The sequence below is a fragment of the Pseudomonas sp. NPDC089408 genome, from assembly GCF_044749445.1.
GTDB lineage: Bacteria > Pseudomonadota > Gammaproteobacteria > Pseudomonadales > Pseudomonadaceae > Aquipseudomonas.
Window position 1 is genome coordinate 49,140 of sequence record NZ_JBIVHY010000004.1, and the last position, 17,725, is coordinate 66,864.

The following is a 17,725-nucleotide window of genomic DNA, read 5'->3' on the forward strand; positions in this document are numbered from 1 at the left end:
GGGAAGCAACCAGATGGCTTTCTGGGTTAATCCTTTTGTAGGTAGACCTCAGCGAAGCCCCAGCCGGCGGGCCAAACGGCTCAGATTTGCACGGTCCAGCCCCAGCTCTCGCGCCGCTGCCGCCCAGTTGTCCTGATGCCGTTGCAGACAGGCTTCGATCACCTGGCGCTGGTAGACATCGACGGCTTCGCGCAGGCCGCCCTCGGGCAGCTTGGGCACCGGGGGCGGCGCTACGGGGGAGGGCAGGGCGCCGGTGGTTGGCGACGACACGCGCAGGTCCAGGTCGATGGCCTCCAGGGTTAGGATACGTGGCCGATCGGAGTGCTGGCCCAGCGCTTTGAGCGCCGAGCGGCCGATCAGGTGTTCCAGTTCGCGCACGTTGCCAGGCCAGTCGTAGGCCAGCAGTGCAGCCTGGGCCTCTCTGCTCAGGCGCAGGCTGTTCAGGCCCAGGCGTGAACGGTTCTGTTCGAGGAAATAGCCAGCCAATAGCAGCACATCCCGCCCACGTTCGCGCAACGGCGGTACATGCAACGGGTACACGCTGAGGCGGTGATAAAAGTCGGCGCGGAAGTTGCCGTTGCGTACCTCTGCTGCCAGGTCACGGTTGGTGGCGGCGATCAGGCGCACGTCCACGCGGTGCTCGCGGTCCGAACCCAGGCGCTGCAACTGGCCGCTCTGCAGCACGCGCAACAGCTTGGCCTGCACCGTCAGTGGCAGTTCGCCGACTTCGTCGAGGAACAGGGTGCCGCCGTTTGCCAACTCGAACTTGCCACGGCGTTCGCCATGCGCGCCGGTAAAGGCACCGCGCACGTGGCCGAACAGTTCGCTTTCCACCAGCGTGTCGGGCAGGGCGGCGCAGTTGAGGCTGACCAGCGGCTTGTCGGCGCGGCTGCTGGCCTGGTGCAGGGCCTGGGCAACCAGTTCCTTGCCGACACCGGTTTCGCCGGTGATCAGCACGGTCAGGTCACTGCCGCCGACCAGGCGGATTTCTTCTACCAGGCGTTTGTGCGCAGGGCTTTGGCCAATCAGCTCTTTGTCCTGGCCGCTGGCCTGGCGGTAGATCTCGGCGCGGTGGTGTTCGTCTTCGGCGCGCAGGGCCAGGTGTTCGATGCGCTCGGCCACGGTCACGGTCGCGGCGGCCAGGCTGGCGAAAGCCTGCAGGGCATCCAGCTCCATACTCTGGAATTGCCCGGGGGTGAGGGCGTCGAGGGTGACCAGGCCCCAGGGGCGCTCATCGACCATCAGCGGGCAGCCCATGCAGTCATGCACTTCCAGGTTGGCATCCGGGGCGTTGACCAGGCCATCGTAGGGGTCGGGCAGTTCGGAGTCGCTGGCAAAACGGGTGGGCTCCGGGCGGCTGAGCAGGATCTTGAAGCGCGGGTGTTCGCTGACCCGGAAGCGCCGGCCGAGGGTATCGGGGCTCAGGCCATCCACCGCCAACGGCACCAGCCATTCACCGTCCAGGCGCAGCAACGCGGCGGCGTCGCACGGCAGCAAGCTCCGCATGGCCTGCAACAGGCGACGGTAGCGTTCCTGATCAGGCAAATCGCGGGACAGGTCGCTAACCAGCGGTAGCAAGGCAGTGAGCAGCGGCTTTGTGGTCATATGGACTCCTATAAGTCGATTTGACTATACGCCGGGATAGGTCGTTTTGACATGGCCTGCGTCAACCCCCTGATTTTGCTGGCGATAAAAGTTGGCACGATTGCTGTAACAGCCGGGGCAGTCATTTGAAGCCACAGGCTCAGGAGTTGTTGCAATGCTCAATGCCGAACAACGTGCAATCATCAAGGCCACTGTCCCCCTGCTGGAAAGCGGCGGCGAAGCGCTGACCACCCACTTCTACAAGATGATGCTCAGTGAGTACCCAGAGGTACGCCCACTGTTCAACCAGGCCCACCAGGCCAGCGGCGACCAGCCGCGTGCCCTGGCCAATGGCGTGCTGATGTACGCCCGCCACATCGACCAGCTGGAACAGCTGGGCGGCCTGGTCGGGCAGATTATCAACAAGCACGTTGCCCTGCAGATTCTGCCGGAGCACTACCCGATCGTTGGCAGCTGCCTGCTGCGCGCCATCGAGGAAGTGCTGGGCAAGGAAATCGCCACCCCTGAGGTCATCGAGGCCTGGGGTGCGGCCTATGGTCAGCTGGCCGACATCCTGATCGGTGCTGAAGAAGGTTTGTATAAACAGAAGGAAGAGGCCGAAGGTGGCTGGCGCGGGACGCGCGAGTTCCGCCTGGTGCGCCGCGAGCAGGAAAGCAGCGAGATCGTTTCGTTCTACTTGGCCCCGGTGGATGGCAAGCCGGTACTCAAGGCCGAGCCTGGCCAGTACATCGGCCTGAAGCTGGACATCGACGGTGCCGAGCAGCGCCGCAACTATTCCCTGTCGGCATTGTACGACGGTAAGGAATACCGCATCAGCGTCAAGCGTGAAGCGGGCGGTAAAGTCTCGAATTACCTGCATGATGAGCTGGTGGTGGGCGATACCCTGCAACTGTTCCCGCCGGCCGGTGACTTTACCCTGGCGGCCAGCGACAAGCCGCTGGTGCTGATCAGTGGCGGCGTGGGCATTACCCCGACCCTGGCGATGCTGCAGGCAGCACTGCAAACCCAGCGCGAGGTGCATTTCATTCATTGCGCGCGTAATGGCGCTGTGCATGCCTTCCGCGACTGGATCGATGGCTTGGCGGCGCGTCATCCGCAGCTCAAGCGCTTCTATTGCTATGCCGAGCTTGAGGGGGGCGATGCGGCCGATGCGGTGGGCCTGCTGAGCGAAGACCTGTTGGCTGAGTGGCTGCCGCGTGAGCGGGATGTGGATGCCTACTTCCTCGGGCCGAAGGGCTTCATGGCGGCGGTCAAGCGCCAGCTGAAGGGCCTGGGTGTGCCGGAGCAGCAGAGCCGTTACGAGTTCTTCGGGCCGGCGGCTGCGCTGGAATAACTCGCTGATACTGCCACGTTGACCTGTAGGAGCGGCCTTGTGTCGCGATCGGGCTGCGAAGCGGCCCCGGGGTCTCAGCTCCGCAGCTGAAATTGCTGGGGCTGCTTCGCAGCCCGATCGCGACACAAGGCCGCTCCTACACAGATTGCGTACGCCATTTGAAGAGCAATCATCCCAGCCGCTGGGCCGCATCTCACCTTCCTGCCTATATATAAAGGAGAGGTGAAAGCACCTGCGCAGCGTTCATCGTTAATCCTCCTTTAATCACGGTATCCTTCACTCCCGGGTGTCGAGGGGCTTGCCCCTGCGCGGCACCCGGGCAGCCGCTTTTTTGCCGCCTGGCGTTGAACCGACGCCGTTACGGCCGGTCTTAGCCACTCCGGATAGCCCTGCGCAGCGCTATCTTGCCGCTTCCTCGGCACACTCACTGGCCCTGCCCAACGTGTAGACTTGCGCCAAGGCAGGCAGACCATGCTGCCACTATCCATCGAAGGAACCGGTAATGAACGAACAAACATCGCGCCTGAATCGGGAACGGCGCTTTCTGGTGCTGTTGGGCCTGATCTGCCTGTCGCTGATCGGCGGCGCCCTCTACATGCAGGTGGTGTTGGGCGAGGCCCCTTGCCCGTTGTGCATCCTGCAACGCTATGCGCTGCTGTTCATTGCCGTATTCGCCTTCCTTGCCGCTGCCATGCCGGGGCGTCGCAGCCTGACCTTCTTCGAAGCACTGGTGGTGCTCAGTGCCATTGGCGGAATCGTTGCGGCCGGCAACCATGTGTATATACTCGCCAACCCCATGGTCAGTTGCGGCATCGATACCCTGCAGCCTATCGTCGATGACCTGCCGCTGGCCAAGCTGTGGCCACTGGCGTTCCAGGTCGACGGCTTCTGCAGCACGCCGTACCCGCCGATCCTCGGTTTGTCGTTGGCACAATGGGCGCTGGTGGCGTTCGTGCTGACCGCCATCCTGGTTCCGCTCGGTATCTACCGCAACCGACGCCAGGCTTAGACAAAAGTCCCGAATTGCATGGGGTCTTTTGCAGCGCATGTGAAGAGTGAAAAGTTGCTCCCCGCTTGATTCAGATCAACCACGAGGCCTTGTAAAACGGGGCTTTGAGGGCTAGCAAGCGGGGTGCGACAAACTGTCGCGAAGTTGAGTTTTTCAGCCCTATTGTTACGCATTCTGTAAAAGACTGTTGCTCAATAAGTCATAGTCAAGGGTTGGCGACCTCACTACAATCGCCCCCAATTTCCGTTCGGCACTGCTTGCGAGTCGCAGGATTGAAGGAAGCCCCAGCGCTCCTTTTTGCTGACTTCGTCAAGTTTCGCCCAACGGCGATACCGGGCGGACACCCCTCCGCGTTTTCCCGCACCAAATGGACTTGGTCTGAAGTACAGGCCTGTTGCCTACGAAACCATAAGCACCGCTAACCCGCTTGAAGCCAAGGTCCTGCAGTCGGACCCCAGGCAGGAGCGAGTACGGGCGCGAAATGCCTCACTTGGCAGGACGAAGTGTTGGCTACCAAAACACAAATTGCATTGAAGCAAGCTGATCTAGAGGTCGTGAGATGAGTAAAAAGCGTTACCCCAGACTGTTTGGCATATTGCCCGTTTTAGGCATGCTTTTACTCAGTGGGTGCAACTGGACCCTGCTCGACCCGAAGGGCCAGGTCGGCATTGAGCAAAAGAACCTGATCCTGATCGCAACCGGCCTGATGCTGCTGGTGGTGATTCCCGTCATCATCATGACCTTGGCGTTCGCCTGGAAGTACCGTGCTTCCAACAAGGCAGCCACCTACACCCCTGACTGGTCGCACTCGACCAAGATCGAGGCCGCGGTGTGGATCATCCCGATCCTGATCATCATCGCCCTGGGCTACGTCACCTACAAGTCCACCCACAAGCTGGATCCGTACCGTCCGCTGGATTCGGACGTGAAGCCGATTCAGATCGACGTGGTTGCGCTGGACTGGAAGTGGCTGTTCATCTACCCGGAACAGGGCATTGCCACCGTCAACAAGATCAACTTCCCGGCTAACACGCCGGTGAACTTCCGCGTCACCTCCGACGCCGTGATGAACTCGTTCTTCATCCCGGGCCTGGGTGGCCAGATCTACGCCATGGCCGGCATGACCACCAAACTGCACCTGATCGCCAACGAAAACGGTGTGTTTGACGGTATCAGCGCCAACTACAGCGGTGCTGGTTTCACCGGCATGAAATTCAAGGCTACTGCCACCTCTCAGGAAGACTTCGACAAGTGGGTCGCCGAGGTCAAGCAGTCGCCGTTGAAACTGGGCAAAGCCGAGTACGAAGCTCTGGCCAAACCTAGCGAATACAACCCAGTCGCGCTGTACAGCGAGGCGCCAGCAGAGCTGTTCCAGTCCATCGTCGACAAGTACGAAGGCATGAACCGCGGCAAGCCGGTCCACGAAGAAGCAGGCAGCAAAGATCTGGCCACAACCAAGGGTGTGGAATCGAGTATGCAACCAGCTGCCGGTGCAGAGGAGTAAGAGATGTTCGGTAAACTAAGCCTGGAGGCGATACCCTATCACGAGCCGATAGTCATGGTGACGCTTGCCATGATCGCGCTCGGCGGTATCGCTGTCGTCGGTCTTATCACCTATTTCCGCAAGTGGACCTACTTGTGGAGCGAGTGGCTGACTACGGTCGACCACAAAAAGATCGGCGTGATGTACATCATCGTCGCGATGGTCATGCTACTGCGCGGCTTTGCCGACGCCATCATGATGCGTACCCAGCTGGCTGCCGCTACCGGTGGCTCCGAAGGCTACCTGCCGCCTGAACACTATGACCAGATCTTCACCGCTCACGGTGTGATCATGATCATCTTCATGGCGATGCCGTTCTTCACCGGCCTGATGAACCTGGCGGTTCCTCTGCAGATCGGTGCACGTGACGTTGCCTTCCCGTTCCTGAACTCCCTGAGCTTCTACCTGCTGCTGGCAGGCGTGCTGCTGGTCAACATCTCGCTGGGCGTTGGTGAATTCGCCAAGACCGGCTGGGTTGCCTATCCGCCGCTCGCGGGCATTCAGTACAGCCCTGGGGTGGGTGTCGACTACTACATCTGGGCGCTACAGCTATCCGGATTGGGTACGACGCTTACCGGCGTGAACTTCCTCGTCACCGTGATGAAGATGCGCGCACCTGGCATGAAGCTGATGGACATGCCGATCTTCACCTGGACCTGCACCTGGGCCAACGTGCTGATCGTTGCTTCGTTCCCGATCCTGACTGCTGCACTCGCGCTGCTGACTGTTGACCGTTATCTGGACTTCCACATTTTCACCAACGAGCTTGGTGGGAACCCGATGATGTACGTCAACCTGTTCTGGGCGTGGGGTCACCCTGAGGTTTACATCCTGATCCTGCCGGCCTTCGGCGTGTTCTCGGAAGTAACTTCGACGTTCTCTGGCAAACGCCTGTTCGGCCACCACTCGATGATCTACGCATCGGGCGCGATCGCCATTCTCGGCTTTGCAGTATGGCTGCACCACTTCTTCACCATGGGTGCCGGCGCCAGCGTCAACACCTTCTTCGGCCTGGCGACGATGCTGATCTCCATCCCGACCGGTGTGAAGCTGTTCAACTGGCTGTTCACCATGTACCAAGGCCGTGTGCGCTTCACCGCACCGATGCTCTGGACCCTGGGCTTCATGGTCACCTTCTCCATCGGTGGCATGACCGGCGTACTGCTGGCCGTTCCGGGTGCTGACTTCGTCCTGCACAACAGCCTGTTCGTTATTGCGCACTTCCACAACGTGATCATCGGTGGCGCGGTATTCGGCTACATCGCCGGTTTCGCCTTCTGGTTCCCGAAAGCCTTCGGCTTCACCCTGAACGAGAAGTGGGGCAAAGCTGCCTTCTGGTTCTGGCTGTCGGGCTTCTACGTTGCGTTCATGCCGCTGTACGCCCTGGGCTTCATGGGCATGACCCGTCGTCTGAACCACTCCGACAACCCACTGTGGGAACCCTACCTGTACGTAGCCGTTGTCGGCGCCGTGCTGATCCTGTTCGGTATCGCTTGCCAGCTGATCCAGATCTTCGTTTCGGTCCGCGACCGCAACCAGAACCTGGACGTGACCGGCGACCCGTGGGGCGGCCGCACCCTGGAATGGTCGACTTCTTCGCCACCACCGTTCTACAACTTCGCTCACATGCCTGAGAAAGTTGGCCTGGACTGCTGGCACGAAGCCAAGGAAGCAGGCGTTGCGTACAAGGCTCCGGCCAAGTACGAAGCCATCCACATGCCGAGCAACACTGCTACCGGTCTGTTCATGGGCCTGTTCCTGACCGTCTTCGGCTTCGCCTTCATCTGGCACATCTGGTGGCTGGTTGGTGCGAGCCTGTTGGCAACCATCGCTGTCTTCGTTCGCCACGCTGCGCGTGACGACCAGGGCTACATGGTTCCGGCTGAAGAAGTGGCGCGCATCGAAGGCGAGCGTATGAAAGCGCTGGCCGCAGCAGGTGCTCTGCCTGCCGGCGCACGTGTCGAATCGTTTGAGCGGGTGTAATCAATGTCCAGTCAAGTAATGCACGGCGGCGCTGCTCATGGTCACGACCATGGGCATGACGACCACCACCACGACTCGGGCCAGATGACCGTACTGGGCTTCTGGCTGTACCTGATGACCGACTGCATCCTGTTTGCGTCGCTCTTCGCCACCTACGCGGTGCTGTCCGGCAGTTTTGCCGGCGGCCCGTCGGGTCACGACATCTTCCAGCTCGATTTCGTAGCTGTTGAAACGCTGTTCCTGCTGCTGTCCTCGATCACCTTCGGCTTCGCCATGCTGAAGATGTTCGATGGCAAGAAAGCAGGCGTATTGGGCTGGTTGGCTGTGACCTTCCTGTTCGGTGCAGGCTTCATCGCGATGGAAATCTATGAATTCCATCACCTGATCAGCGAGGGCTTCGGCCCGCAGCGCAGTGGCTTCCTGTCGGCGTTCTTCGCCCTGGTAGGTACCCACGGCCTGCACGTGACTGCCGGCCTGATCTGGATGGCAATCATGATGTACCAGATCAACAAGCACGGCATCACGCCGACCGCCAAGACCCGCATGAGCTGCCTGAGCCTGTTCTGGCACTTCCTGGACGTGGTCTGGATCTGCGTATTCACCGTCGTCTACCTGCTGGGAGTTCTGTAATGGCTAGCGCACACGACACTCATCACGAAGGTAACCACGGCAGCGTCAAGTCGTACATGATCGGCTTTGTACTGTCGATCATCCTGACCGCGATCCCGTTCGCGCTGGCGATGACTGCCAGCCTGCCGAAGAACCTGACCGTTCTGATCATTGTTGCCATGGCCGTGATCCAGGTAGTTGTTCACCTGGTCTACTTCCTGCACATGGACCGCTCGAAAGAGCAACGCAACAACGTGTCGACGTTCCTGTTCACCGTCCTGGTTATTGCACTGCTGGTCGGCCTGTCGCTGTGGATCATGTTCAACATCCACATCGAAATGATGGCCAAGTGAGGTAAGACTGCATGTCCGTTAAGCACTTTATCCAAATCACCAAACCGGGGATCATTTTCGGTAACGTGCTTTCCGTGGCAGGCGGATTCTTCCTTGCCTCGAAGGGCCATGTGGATTTCGCCTTGTTCCTGGCGGTGGTGATCGGTACTTCGCTGGTGGTTGCGTCCGGATGCGTGTTCAACAACTGCATCGACCGTGACATCGACCACAAGATGGAGCGCACCAAGAACCGCGTCATGGTGCAAGGCGGCATGTCGCTGCCCCTCGCGCTGATCTACGCCACCCTGCTCGGGGTGGCGGGTTTCAGCCTGCTGTATGTTCAGGCCAACCCGCTGTCGGCGTTCTGCGCGCTGATCGGCTTTGTTGTCTACGTCGGTTTCTACAGCCTGTGGCTGAAGCGTAAATCGGTGCACGGCACCTTGGTCGGCAGCCTGTCCGGTGCCATGCCTCCGGTGATCGGCTACTGCGCCGTCAGCAACAGCTTCGACCTGGCTGCAGTAACCCTGCTGGTGATGTTCAGCCTGTGGCAGATGCCGCACAGCTTTGCCATCGCCATCTTCCGCTTCAAGGATTACAGCGCTGCCAACATTCCGGTTCTGCCGGTGGCACGTGGTGTTCTCGCGGCGAAGAAGCAGATCGTGCTGTACGTACTGGCCTTTGTGCTCGCCACCTTGATGCTTACCCTCGGCGGTTACGCCGGCCTCGGCTACCTGGCCGTGGCAGCTGCCATGGGCCTGTACTGGCTGTACATGGCATGGGGTGGCTACAAGGCTGAGGACGACAGCAAGTGGGCGCGTAAGGTGTTCGGCTTCTCCATCCTCACCGTCACTGCCCTGAGCGTGATGATGGGTGTGGACAGCCAGACTGCTGCGGACGTGCTGATGACATACGCACGCTGAAATAGCTGCCTGTTTCACGAAGACCCCGGCCATTGTGCCGGGGTTTTTTTATGGGTGTTTACCTGTGCCGGCCTATTCGCGGGTGAACCCGCTCCTACATTTGGTGCGCGGTCATTGTAGGAGCGGGTTCACCCGCGAAGAGGCCGGCCCTGAAAACATAAAATCCTGATTTTCAAAAAATACATCTGAAAAATTCTAACAAAACAGGAAATTGTCCTTTACAGGCATCCTGTTTCAGCACTATCTTCTGATCCAGGCCGCCACATCGGCCAACGTCGCTCGGACGGTTCCGGGCGCTTACGTCTCAGAGGAAGCCATGGCCAACCCAGGTTCGCCGCGTCGCTTTGCGCGCATCGATCGTCTCCCCCCTTACGTCTTCAACATCACTGCCGAGCTCAAGATGGCTGCCCGCCGCCGTGGCGAGGACATCATCGACCTGAGCATGGGCAACCCCGATGGCGCTACCCCGCCGCACATCGTCGAGAAGCTGGTGCAGGTCGCCCAGCGTGAAGACACCCATGGCTACTCCACCTCGCGCGGCATCCCGCGCCTGCGCCGGGCCATTTCCAACTGGTACAAGGAACGCTACGAGGTCGACATCGACCCGGAAAGCGAAGCCATCGTTACCATCGGCTCGAAAGAGGGCCTGGCCCACCTGATGCTGGCCACCCTCGACCAGGGCGACACGGTGCTGGTGCCCAACCCCAGCTACCCCATCCACATCTACGGTGCGGTAATTGCTGGTGCCCAGGTGCGTTCGGTGCCGCTGGTGCCGGGCGTGGACTTTTTCAACGAGCTTGAGCGCGCCATTCGCGAATCGATCCCCAAGCCGAAGATGATGATCCTCGGCTTCCCGTCCAACCCTACTGCGCAGTGCGTGGAGCTGGACTTCTTCGAGCGCGTGGTGGCCCTGGCCAAGCAGTACGGCGTGCTGGTGATACACGACCTGGCCTACGCCGACATCGTCTACGACGGCTGGAAGGCCCCGTCGATCATGCAGGTACCGGGCGCCAAGGACATTGCGGTGGAATTCTTCACCCTGTCCAAGAGCTACAACATGGCCGGTTGGCGGATCGGCTTCATGGTCGGCAACCCCGAGCTGGTCAACGCCCTGGCGCGGATCAAGAGCTACCACGACTACGGCACCTTCACCCCATTGCAAGTGGCTGCCATCGCCGCGCTGGAAGGTGACCAGCAGTGCGTGCGCGACATTGCCGAGCAGTACCGGCAGCGCCGCAACCTGCTGGTGAAAGGCCTGCACGAACTGGGCTGGATGGTCGAGAACCCCAAGGCGTCGATGTACGTGTGGGCGAAAATTCCGCCGGAGTATGCGCACCTGGGCTCGCTGGAGTTTTCCAAGAAACTGCTGGCCGAGGCCAAGGTTTGCGTGTCGCCGGGGATCGGCTTTGGTGACTATGGTGATGACCATGTGCGCTTTGCCCTGATCGAGAACCAGGACCGTATTCGCCAGGCTATTCGCGGCATCCGCCAGATGTTCCGGGCTGACGGCCTGGCCCGCAAGTAAGGCCATTGGGGCCGCTTTGCGGGCCATCGCGACGCAAGGCCGCTCCTACAGGGGACCGCGTAACATGCACTGACGCGGTCCTTTGTAGGAGCGGCCTTGTGTCGCGATGGGCTGCAAAGCAGCCCCAAAATCTTCAGACGGGCGAGATTTCCGCCTGCATCCCACCCAAAAGCCAACCTACCTTCAGCACTCATTTCTCACCAAAGAGATCTCCCATGAGTGTATTCACCGCCTACTTCTGCGGCACCGGCTCCCACCGCTTCGACGACGCCAACCCCAACTTCTGGAATGGCGAACTGGTCTCGACCCTGGCCAGCAACGACCAGGGCCGCGAATTCGCCCACTGGATCGCCGTCGACGGCCCCGGCAGCGGCAACCTGCAGGACGACAACCTGTTCGTCGAACCCGGCGGCTACTTCAACTGGACCGGCCAGCTGTTCGGCCGCGGCTGGGAAGAGAACGTCAACCATGTGCTGCAGGTGATCAAGGGCGAAAGCAGCTGGCAGCGCACCAAGTTGAGCGAGGCTGAGTACCAGCGGCTGAAAGATGCCGGGGTGCCCATCCCGGACGCCTCTTCAACCGCCTCCTGGTTCTGGCGCACCTATGACTACGGCGAGCGCCATCCAACGCCACAAGAACTGCAAGAGCGCATTATCAGCATGTTCCGCAAACCGCGCCTGCCCACCCAGGTCAACCTGGTGGGCTGGAGCAGGGGAGGGATCAGTTGCCATATGCTGGCCAATGCCATGGCTCAAGATCCGGTATTGCGGGACATACCGGTGAACATCTTTGCCATTGACCCGGTGCCCGGCGTCGGCAACGTGCAGGCCGAGCGCGTTACCCTGGCTGATAACGTCAAGGAGTACGTTGGCTTCTACTCGCGAGATGAGCGTTCCAAAGGGTTTGCCTGCGTGATCCCTGCCGTCGCGCAACAGACGCGCATATGCGTGTATCCGATGCCGGGCCGGCATGCCACGCTGGTGGGCAATGCTTCGACGGATGGCGCCGGTGACGGCAAGGTACTGGCGGAACCGGGGCTGATTGTTCGCCATTTTGCCGAAGTGTGTCTGGCCCGCTGGGGAGTGCACCTGGACAAGCGGCTGGCCTTGGGCGACAGCCAGTTGATGAAATATCACCAGCTCATGGCGGCGGCTGACAAGCAGTATCAGGCCATGCGCAGTGAGTCCTACACAGTGCTGACCGAGGGTGAAAAACACGATCGGCTAGTGCACTGTGGCGAAGCGCGTACGCACTTCAGCAAGGTCCAGGGTGATGACTACGACCCAACTGCGGGCCTTGCTTTGCAGCGCTGGGATGCCTCTGCCTACAAGGCTATCTGCTAGCCATAGCGGGCGGCCGGATCAGCGGCAAATTTTTTTGCATTGCCCCTCTATCCAGCCGCCCCCGCTTGGATTAAAAATGGCGCCGCGGGCTCAGCCCCGATAACAACAACCTTCCCTCCGTGGCCTCATGTCCGACTATAACCCTTGCCTTGACTGCGGCGCCTGCTGCGGGTACTTCCGTGTGTCCTTCTTCTGGGGCGAATGCCAGTCTGCCGGGGGCGTTGTGCCGGACGACCTGGTGGTACAGATCAACCCCACCCGCGTTGCCATGATCGGCACCGATGCCAAGCCCTGCCGCTGTGTCAGCCTTGAGGGCGAGATCGGCAAAGAGGTGGCTTGTACCATTTATGCCAACCGTTCCAGCCCGTGTCGCGAGTTTGATGCTTCGTGGGAAGGTGGGGTGCATAACCCCAGCTGTGATGATGCGCGGGCGGCGTATGGGCTGCCACCGCTGACCCCGCCTGGGGCTAACGAGCCGCATTGGCCGGATGATGGGGCTGAGGTGGCCTGATCGTACTTCGTTAGCCTGTACCGGCCCTTTCGCGGGTTCACCCGCGAAAGGGCCATCAGCTGTTATCTGAAACCGAATGCGGATTAGGAATTATCCTACGAACTCAGTCGAATGCCGTCTGATAGGCAAGTACTCACCTCAGAGATAACGTTCCTGCGTCGCCATATCTGGTGGCCGGGTGTGAGAAGCCCGAAGTTTGGGGTGCCTCTTACACTACACTCGAGATGACTATGACTAGCTTCGTACCTGATCCATCTGTTAGAGAACTCACCTACCTAGCCGCCAAGTCCCAAGCCACCCAGGTCATGGACAACCTCTCCGGCACCATCCTCCAATACCTCGACGCCGAAGCCCCAGCCCTGCGTTCCAGCCTGCTGGAAGCGATGTCAGCTCAAACCGACCTGCTACAAGCCCTGCTGGCCCACATGAAAGCGCAGGAGGCCAAGGCATGAGCGACCCCCTCAAATCCCGCACCACCGCCGGCGTGGAAAAATTCCTGGAGCTGTACCGGGTAGAGCCGGGCGTCCCGCTTGATCTGGCATTCGATGAATTGTCGGTGCTGATCGGCTGCATCAAGCACCTGAACGAAGAGGCCGAGATGGAGGGCGACAAGATCGCCGGCAGCGCGGCGCGGATTCTGAGTGCCATGGCCAAGGCGCTGATCAATGATATGGAAGTGGGGTTGAATCGCGGCGCCTGAGGGATTTTGGGGCCGCTGTGCGGCCCATCGCGACGCAAGGCCGCTCCTACAGGAGTACGTGATCCCCTGTAGGAGCGGCCTTGTGTCGCGATGGGCTGCAAAGCAGCCCCGGGATGCCGGAACCTTGCACTTGAAGTTAAACTGTCATCTCCCCAGCAATGGACAGGAGATCCGGCGTGACCCCACCCCGCAGTTTCCCCAGTGACCTCTGCCTCGACAGCCCGCGCCTGCACTTGCGCCCCATGCGCCATGCCGATGCCGCGCAATGGCTGGCGATCATGGCCGACCCCGAGGTCATGCGTTATTGGCACCATGCCCCCTGGCAGGACCTGGCCGAGGCCGAAAGCGCCCTGGCCGCCGACCGTGAAGCCTATGCCAATGGCGACCAGCTCAAGCTCGGCATGTACCGCCGCGACAACGGTGAGATGATCGGCATGGTCCAGTTGTTCAACATCGATGACATTTCCCGCCGTGGCGAAATCGGCTACTGCCTGGCCAGCGCCGTGCAGGGCAGGGGCTACATGGATGAAGCGCTGACCTGCTTCATCGACTACCTCGCCCACACCCTGCACATGCGCCGCCTGGAAGGCGAAATCGACCCGCGTAACCAGGGCTCGGCACGAACCCTGGAGCGCCAGGGCTTCGTGCTCGAAGGCACCCTGCGGGCACGTTGGTGCGTAGCCGGTGAACTTTCCGACTCGGGTATTTATGGTCTGCTGCTTGAACCCCCGGTTGTTTGATCCGTGTAGCGGCACTGTCAAGGTTTGGAAGCGGGGCAGGGCCTGGGTTAAGGTCGTAGCCTGTCCCGTTTCCCCCAGGAATAGCCCTTGCCCGTTTTTTACCTGAGCGTCAGCCTGCTGTTGTATCTGCTCGCCCTGTTCTTCGATGGCGCCCAGATGAGCGGCGATCGCCACATGCCGGCCCTGCAGATGCTGCTGTACGGGCCATGGGGCGTGCCCTTCGGTTTGCACCAATGGTTTGCCAACCCGCTGCTGGCGCTGGCCATCCTTGCCCATCGGCGGTTCCGTCGGCTGGCGTTGTTGGCCGGGTTGGGCGCGGTGTATCTGGCGGCCAGTAGCTTCGGCATCACGCGTTTGCCGGATAACCAGAGCTATGAATTCCATGACCTGACCGGTTTTGGTGCCGGGTTCTACCTGTGGCTGGCAGCGATGGTGGTGTTTTGCCTGGGCCAGGCGTGGCATTGCTGGAAGGCGCGTAGTGCCGACGATATGCCGGGTTGGAGCTGGCTTGATGTGGCGTTGATTGCGGCACTGGGTGTGGCCTTGTATACGGCCACGCAGATGCCATCGTTGCGCTTCGAACCGGGCAAGGTGCTGATGCCGCCCGAGCAGCCGCAAACGCTGTGATATCCACAAGGAGGATGCGCATGATCAAGCATTACCTGACAGGTCTGGCACTGGCCTGCGTGCTGCCGCTGGCGGTGGCGGACGACTACACCCCGGCCTATGGGCAGTGCATGGACAAGGCCTCCAGTACCGTGGCCATGAGCGAATGCATCAAGGCCGAGACGCAGGTGCAGGACCAGCGGCTGAACCGGGTATACAAGCAGTTGATGGGCAAGCTGGATGCCGGGCAGCAGAAGAGTCTGCGTGATGTACAGCGTAAATGGCTGGCCTACCGCGATAGTAATTGCCAGTTCCATGTGCAGGCCAGTGGCGGGACCATGGCGCAGCTGGAAGGTGGCAGCTGCCTGATGGACATGACCCGCGATCGGGCGGCGGAGCTGGAACGGGTGCTGAGCCCTGGGCAGTAGGGCCATGTCAGGAATGACTGGCCCGTCCTTGTAGGAGCGGCCTTGTGTCGCGAAAGGGCCGCAAAGCGGCCCCGGGATGTCAGCATCAAGGCAGCAATAGCCGGGGCTGCCGCGCAGCCCTTTCGCGACACAAGGCCGCTCCTACAGGTACTGTGCAGTCTTCGGGCTCATGCAATACCTGTAGGAGCTGGCTTGCCTGCGATGGGCCGCAAAGCGGCCCCCGGATATCAGCATCAAGGCAGCAATAGCCGGGGCTGCTGCGCAGCCCTTTCGCGACACAAGGCCGCTCCTACAGGTGTTGCAGCGCCTGTCAGATGCGCGGTTCGCGCAGCGCCCGGGCCTTGAGGTATTCGCGCACTTCCACGGCATCCCCGGCAAACTCGATGCGCTCGGCCTTGGCGTCGCGTTGGTAGGCATACATCGGGTCGTAGTACTCGTTCAGCAAGCCCTCGATCCAGCCCCGGTGCAGGTCGACCGCGCCGCTGCGCTGCTGCTCTTCCAGGGCTTCGCGCAGAATCTCCGACAAGCGCTGATAACGCTCCCCGCCCAAGCGCTTGTAGATGTTGGCCATGCTCTGCAACATGCGCTCTGCAAACAACCGGCGGCCGTCTTCCTGGCCATGCACGCTGACGAACTCGGCACTCAGGTTGACCACGTAATCACGCAGGATGCGCTCCACGCGGTTGGCGAAGCTGTCTTCCAGCCACACCAGCGGGTACTGCTGCATGCCCTGGTACAGCTCCAGCGGCACCGTGCAGCTGCCAACGATGCGGCCTTCATCTTCCAGCACGAATTGCTCGACGCCACAGGCGCGCTTCTTCAGCACGTCGATGGCCAGTTGGTTCTCGAAGTCGATCTGCGCCGGTTGCGCAGTGGCGCGCTTGCCGAAGCTGGAACCACGATGGTTGGCATGGCCTTCCAGGTCCAGCACGTTGCCCAACTGGTGCAGCACATCGGTCTTGCCGGTACCGGTCAGGCCGCCCACCAGCACGAAATCGCATTGCGCCACCGCCTGCTGGGTCGTCTCCAGCAGGAAGTTACGCATGGCCTTGTAGCCGCCTTTGACCCGCGGGTATTGAATACCTGCCTCGTCGCGCAGCCAGCCCTGCACGATCTGCGAGCGCAGGCCGCCACGGAAGCAGTACAGGTAACCTTCAGGGTGGGCCTGGGCAAACGTTGCCCAAGCCTCCAGGCGGCCCTGCTTGGTTGCGCCGCTGACCAGCTGGTGGCCGAGGGCGATGGCAGCGGCCTGGCCCTGGTGCTTGTAGCACGTGCCAACCTTCTGGCGTTCCTGATCGTTCATCAGTGGCAGGTTGACCACGCCAGGGAAGGCACCCTTGGCGAATTCGACGGGGGCGCGCATGTCCATCATCGGCACGTCGTCGAGGAACAGCTGGCGGAAATCGGTGCAGTCGGGGCGCATCAGATCACCTCGACCGCGTGGCTCTGTCGCTCGACCAGCTTGCCGATCGGCGCCAGTTGCAGGCCCAGCTCGCCAGCCACAGCAAGGAACTCGGCTTCGCCTTCCGGGGTAACCGCCACCAGCAGGCCGCCGCTGGTCTGCGGGTCGCACAGCAGGTGCTTCTGGTCGTCGCTGAGGGCGCCGATCTTGTGCCCGTAGCTGTCGTAGTTGCGCAGGGTACCGCCAGGGATGCAGCCCTCGGCCAGGTAATGGTCGACGCTGGGCAGGCGCGGTACGGCAGCGTAGTCCAGGTGTGCGGTAAGGCCACTGCCTTCTGCCAGTTCGACCAGGTGGCCGAGCAAGCCGAAACCGGTGACGTCGGTCATGGCCTTGACCCCGTCCAGCTTGCCGAAGCGGCTGCCGGGGGTGTTGAGGGTGCACATCCAGTCGCGGGCCAGGCCTTGGTCCTGCGCGCGCAGCTTGGCCTTTTTCTCTGCAGTAGTGAGGATACCGATGCCCAGTGGCTTGGTCAGGTACAGCTGGCAGCCGGCGCTGGCGGTGTCGTTGCGCTTGAGGTGGTGCTTGCTGACCACACCGGTCACGGCCAGGCCGAAGATCGGCTCGGGGGCGTCGATGGAGTGGCCGCCTGCCAGTGGAATACCAGCTTCGGCGCACACCGCGCGGCCACCGCGGATCACTTCGCGGGCCACTTCCGGCGGTAATACGTTTACCGGCCAGCCGAGGATGGCGATGGCCATCAGCGGGTCGCCGCCCATGGCGTAGATATCGCTGATGGCGTTGGTGGCGGCGATGCGGCCGAAGTCGTAAGGGTCATCGACGATCGGCATGAAGAAGTCGGTGGTCGAGACCACGCCGCGCTCGTCGTCCAGTGCGTACACGGCAGCGTCATCGCGCGAGGCGTTGCCGACCCACAGTTTCGGGTCCAGGGCCTGGGTGCCGCTTTCGGCGAGGATCACGTCCAGCACCTTGGGGGAGATCTTGCAGCCACAGCCGGCACCGTGGCTGTACTGGGTCAGGCGAATCGGCTCGCTCATACGTACCTCAGCAGGTCAAATTATTGCGCGATTGTAGCAAAGCTGGCCTTTGCGCCTGTGCCTCTTATAATTCTCCGGGTC

18 protein-coding genes are annotated in these 17,725 nt (G+C 61.2%); 15 read left to right on the forward strand and 3 right to left on the reverse strand.

Annotated features, from left to right (window positions below; translation table 11 throughout):
- Window positions 1-48 precede the first annotated feature (48 nt).
- Window positions 49-1,605 carry a nitric oxide reductase transcriptional regulator NorR gene (gene norR / locus ACIP02_RS08295; protein ID WP_400615118.1) on the reverse strand — a complete coding sequence of 519 codons (1,557 nt, stop codon included), beginning with the start codon at window positions 1,603-1,605 and terminating at the stop codon, window positions 49-51.
- Window positions 1,606-1,759: 154 nt separating this feature from the next.
- On the opposite strand from norR, the gene hmpA reads away from it, so the two are divergent.
- The 15 genes from hmpA to ACIP02_RS08370 all read left to right on the forward strand — a co-directional run bounded on the left by hmpA (window position 1,760) and on the right by ACIP02_RS08370 (window position 15,187).
- Window positions 1,760-2,938: an NO-inducible flavohemoprotein gene (gene hmpA / locus ACIP02_RS08300; RefSeq protein WP_400615121.1), complete on the forward strand. Its 1,179-nt coding sequence runs from the start codon at window positions 1,760-1,762 to the stop codon at window positions 2,936-2,938.
- 502 nt (window positions 2,939-3,440) lie between these two features.
- The gene (locus tag ACIP02_RS08305) at window positions 3,441-3,947 is read left to right on the forward strand and encodes a disulfide bond formation protein B (protein ID WP_400615123.1); all 507 of its coding nucleotides are present in this window, start codon (window positions 3,441-3,443) and stop codon (window positions 3,945-3,947) included.
- Between the two features lie 559 nt (window positions 3,948-4,506).
- On the forward strand, window positions 4,507-5,451 hold the full coding sequence (gene cyoA, locus ACIP02_RS08310; protein ID WP_400615125.1) for a ubiquinol oxidase subunit II: 945 nt from the start codon (window positions 4,507-4,509) through the stop codon (window positions 5,449-5,451).
- A gap of 3 nt (window positions 5,452-5,454) precedes the next feature.
- The gene (cyoB, locus tag ACIP02_RS08315; protein ID WP_201198561.1) at window positions 5,455-7,473 is read left to right on the forward strand and encodes a cytochrome o ubiquinol oxidase subunit I; all 2,019 of its coding nucleotides are present in this window, start codon (window positions 5,455-5,457) and stop codon (window positions 7,471-7,473) included.
- Window positions 7,474-7,476: 3 nt separating this feature from the next.
- Window positions 7,477-8,103: a cytochrome o ubiquinol oxidase subunit III gene (gene cyoC, locus ACIP02_RS08320; protein ID WP_016484942.1), complete on the forward strand. Its 627-nt coding sequence runs from the start codon at window positions 7,477-7,479 to the stop codon at window positions 8,101-8,103.
- Window positions 8,103-8,435, forward strand: a complete 333-nt coding sequence (gene cyoD / locus ACIP02_RS08325; RefSeq protein WP_016484943.1) for a cytochrome o ubiquinol oxidase subunit IV — start codon at window positions 8,103-8,105, stop codon at window positions 8,433-8,435. The genes cyoC and cyoD overlap by 1 nt, the downstream gene beginning before the upstream one ends.
- An 11-nt stretch (window positions 8,436-8,446) precedes the next feature.
- Entirely contained in the window at window positions 8,447-9,334 is an 888-nt protein-coding gene (gene cyoE, locus ACIP02_RS08330; protein WP_014861450.1) for a heme o synthase, read from the forward strand.
- Window positions 9,335-9,650: 316 nt separating this feature from the next.
- Window positions 9,651-10,859: an alanine transaminase gene (gene alaC / locus ACIP02_RS08335; protein WP_400615129.1), complete on the forward strand. Its 1,209-nt coding sequence runs from the start codon at window positions 9,651-9,653 to the stop codon at window positions 10,857-10,859.
- 215 nt (window positions 10,860-11,074) lie between these two features.
- Window positions 11,075-12,202: a hypothetical protein gene (locus tag ACIP02_RS08340; RefSeq protein ID WP_400615132.1), complete on the forward strand. Its 1,128-nt coding sequence runs from the start codon at window positions 11,075-11,077 to the stop codon at window positions 12,200-12,202.
- Window positions 12,203-12,329: 127 nt separating this feature from the next.
- Window positions 12,330-12,713, forward strand: coding sequence for a YkgJ family cysteine cluster protein (locus tag ACIP02_RS08345; RefSeq protein WP_400615134.1), 384 nt, complete (start codon window positions 12,330-12,332; stop codon window positions 12,711-12,713).
- A 230-nt stretch (window positions 12,714-12,943) separates the two neighbouring features.
- A complete protein-coding gene (locus ACIP02_RS08350) occupies window positions 12,944-13,165 on the forward strand; it encodes a hypothetical protein (RefSeq protein ID WP_400615136.1) in 222 nt (73 codons plus the stop codon).
- A complete protein-coding gene (locus ACIP02_RS08355) occupies window positions 13,162-13,413 on the forward strand; it encodes a DUF3077 domain-containing protein (RefSeq protein ID WP_201198569.1) in 252 nt (83 codons plus the stop codon). The genes ACIP02_RS08350 and ACIP02_RS08355 overlap by 4 nt, the downstream gene beginning before the upstream one ends.
- A 176-nt stretch (window positions 13,414-13,589) precedes the next feature.
- Window positions 13,590-14,153 (forward strand): GNAT family N-acetyltransferase, encoded by a 564-nt coding sequence (locus ACIP02_RS08360; protein WP_400615139.1) that lies wholly within the window; start codon window positions 13,590-13,592, stop codon window positions 14,151-14,153.
- 87 nt (window positions 14,154-14,240) lie between these two features.
- Window positions 14,241-14,780, forward strand: coding sequence for a hypothetical protein (locus ACIP02_RS08365; RefSeq protein ID WP_400615141.1), 540 nt, complete (start codon window positions 14,241-14,243; stop codon window positions 14,778-14,780).
- Window positions 14,781-14,800: 20 nt separating this feature from the next.
- Complete coding sequence (locus tag ACIP02_RS08370) at window positions 14,801-15,187, forward strand: lysozyme inhibitor LprI family protein (protein WP_400615143.1); 387 nt, start codon at window positions 14,801-14,803, stop codon at window positions 15,185-15,187.
- A gap of 310 nt (window positions 15,188-15,497) precedes the next feature.
- Here the strand turns inward: ACIP02_RS08370 and mnmH are convergent, their stop codons facing one another.
- The gene (mnmH, locus tag ACIP02_RS08375) at window positions 15,498-16,610 is read right to left on the reverse strand and encodes a tRNA 2-selenouridine(34) synthase MnmH (RefSeq protein ID WP_400615145.1); all 1,113 of its coding nucleotides are present in this window, start codon (window positions 16,608-16,610) and stop codon (window positions 15,498-15,500) included.
- The gene (gene selD, locus ACIP02_RS08380; RefSeq protein WP_400615147.1) at window positions 16,610-17,644 is read right to left on the reverse strand and encodes a selenide, water dikinase SelD; all 1,035 of its coding nucleotides are present in this window, start codon (window positions 17,642-17,644) and stop codon (window positions 16,610-16,612) included. Before selD ends, mnmH begins: the two co-directional genes overlap by 1 nt.
- Window positions 17,645-17,725 lie beyond the last annotated feature (81 nt).

Coding starts and splice junctions, on each gene's coding strand:
- ACIP02_RS08350 (WP_400615136.1), top strand. CDS start 12,944: ATGACTAGCTTCGTACCTGATCCATCTGTTAGAGAACTCACCTACCTA.
- cyoE (WP_014861450.1), top strand. CDS start 8,447: ATGTCCGTTAAGCACTTTATCCAAATCACCAAACCGGGGATCATTTTC.
- mnmH (WP_400615145.1), bottom strand. CDS start 16,610: ATGCGCCCCGACTGCACCGATTTCCGCCAGCTGTTCCTCGACGACGTG.
- cyoD (WP_016484943.1), top strand. CDS start 8,103: ATGGCTAGCGCACACGACACTCATCACGAAGGTAACCACGGCAGCGTC.
- norR (WP_400615118.1), bottom strand. CDS start 1,605: ATGACCACAAAGCCGCTGCTCACTGCCTTGCTACCGCTGGTTAGCGAC.
- selD (WP_400615147.1), bottom strand. CDS start 17,644: ATGAGCGAGCCGATTCGCCTGACCCAGTACAGCCACGGTGCCGGCTGT.
- ACIP02_RS08305 (WP_400615123.1), top strand. CDS start 3,441: ATGAACGAACAAACATCGCGCCTGAATCGGGAACGGCGCTTTCTGGTG.
- ACIP02_RS08345 (WP_400615134.1), top strand. CDS start 12,330: ATGTCCGACTATAACCCTTGCCTTGACTGCGGCGCCTGCTGCGGGTAC.
- ACIP02_RS08355 (WP_201198569.1), top strand. CDS start 13,162: ATGAGCGACCCCCTCAAATCCCGCACCACCGCCGGCGTGGAAAAATTC.
- cyoC (WP_016484942.1), top strand. CDS start 7,477: ATGTCCAGTCAAGTAATGCACGGCGGCGCTGCTCATGGTCACGACCAT.
- alaC (WP_400615129.1), top strand. CDS start 9,651: ATGGCCAACCCAGGTTCGCCGCGTCGCTTTGCGCGCATCGATCGTCTC.
- hmpA (WP_400615121.1), top strand. CDS start 1,760: ATGCTCAATGCCGAACAACGTGCAATCATCAAGGCCACTGTCCCCCTG.
- ACIP02_RS08370 (WP_400615143.1), top strand. CDS start 14,801: ATGATCAAGCATTACCTGACAGGTCTGGCACTGGCCTGCGTGCTGCCG.
- cyoA (WP_400615125.1), top strand. CDS start 4,507: ATGAGTAAAAAGCGTTACCCCAGACTGTTTGGCATATTGCCCGTTTTA.
- cyoB (WP_201198561.1), top strand. CDS start 5,455: ATGTTCGGTAAACTAAGCCTGGAGGCGATACCCTATCACGAGCCGATA.
- ACIP02_RS08340 (WP_400615132.1), top strand. CDS start 11,075: ATGAGTGTATTCACCGCCTACTTCTGCGGCACCGGCTCCCACCGCTTC.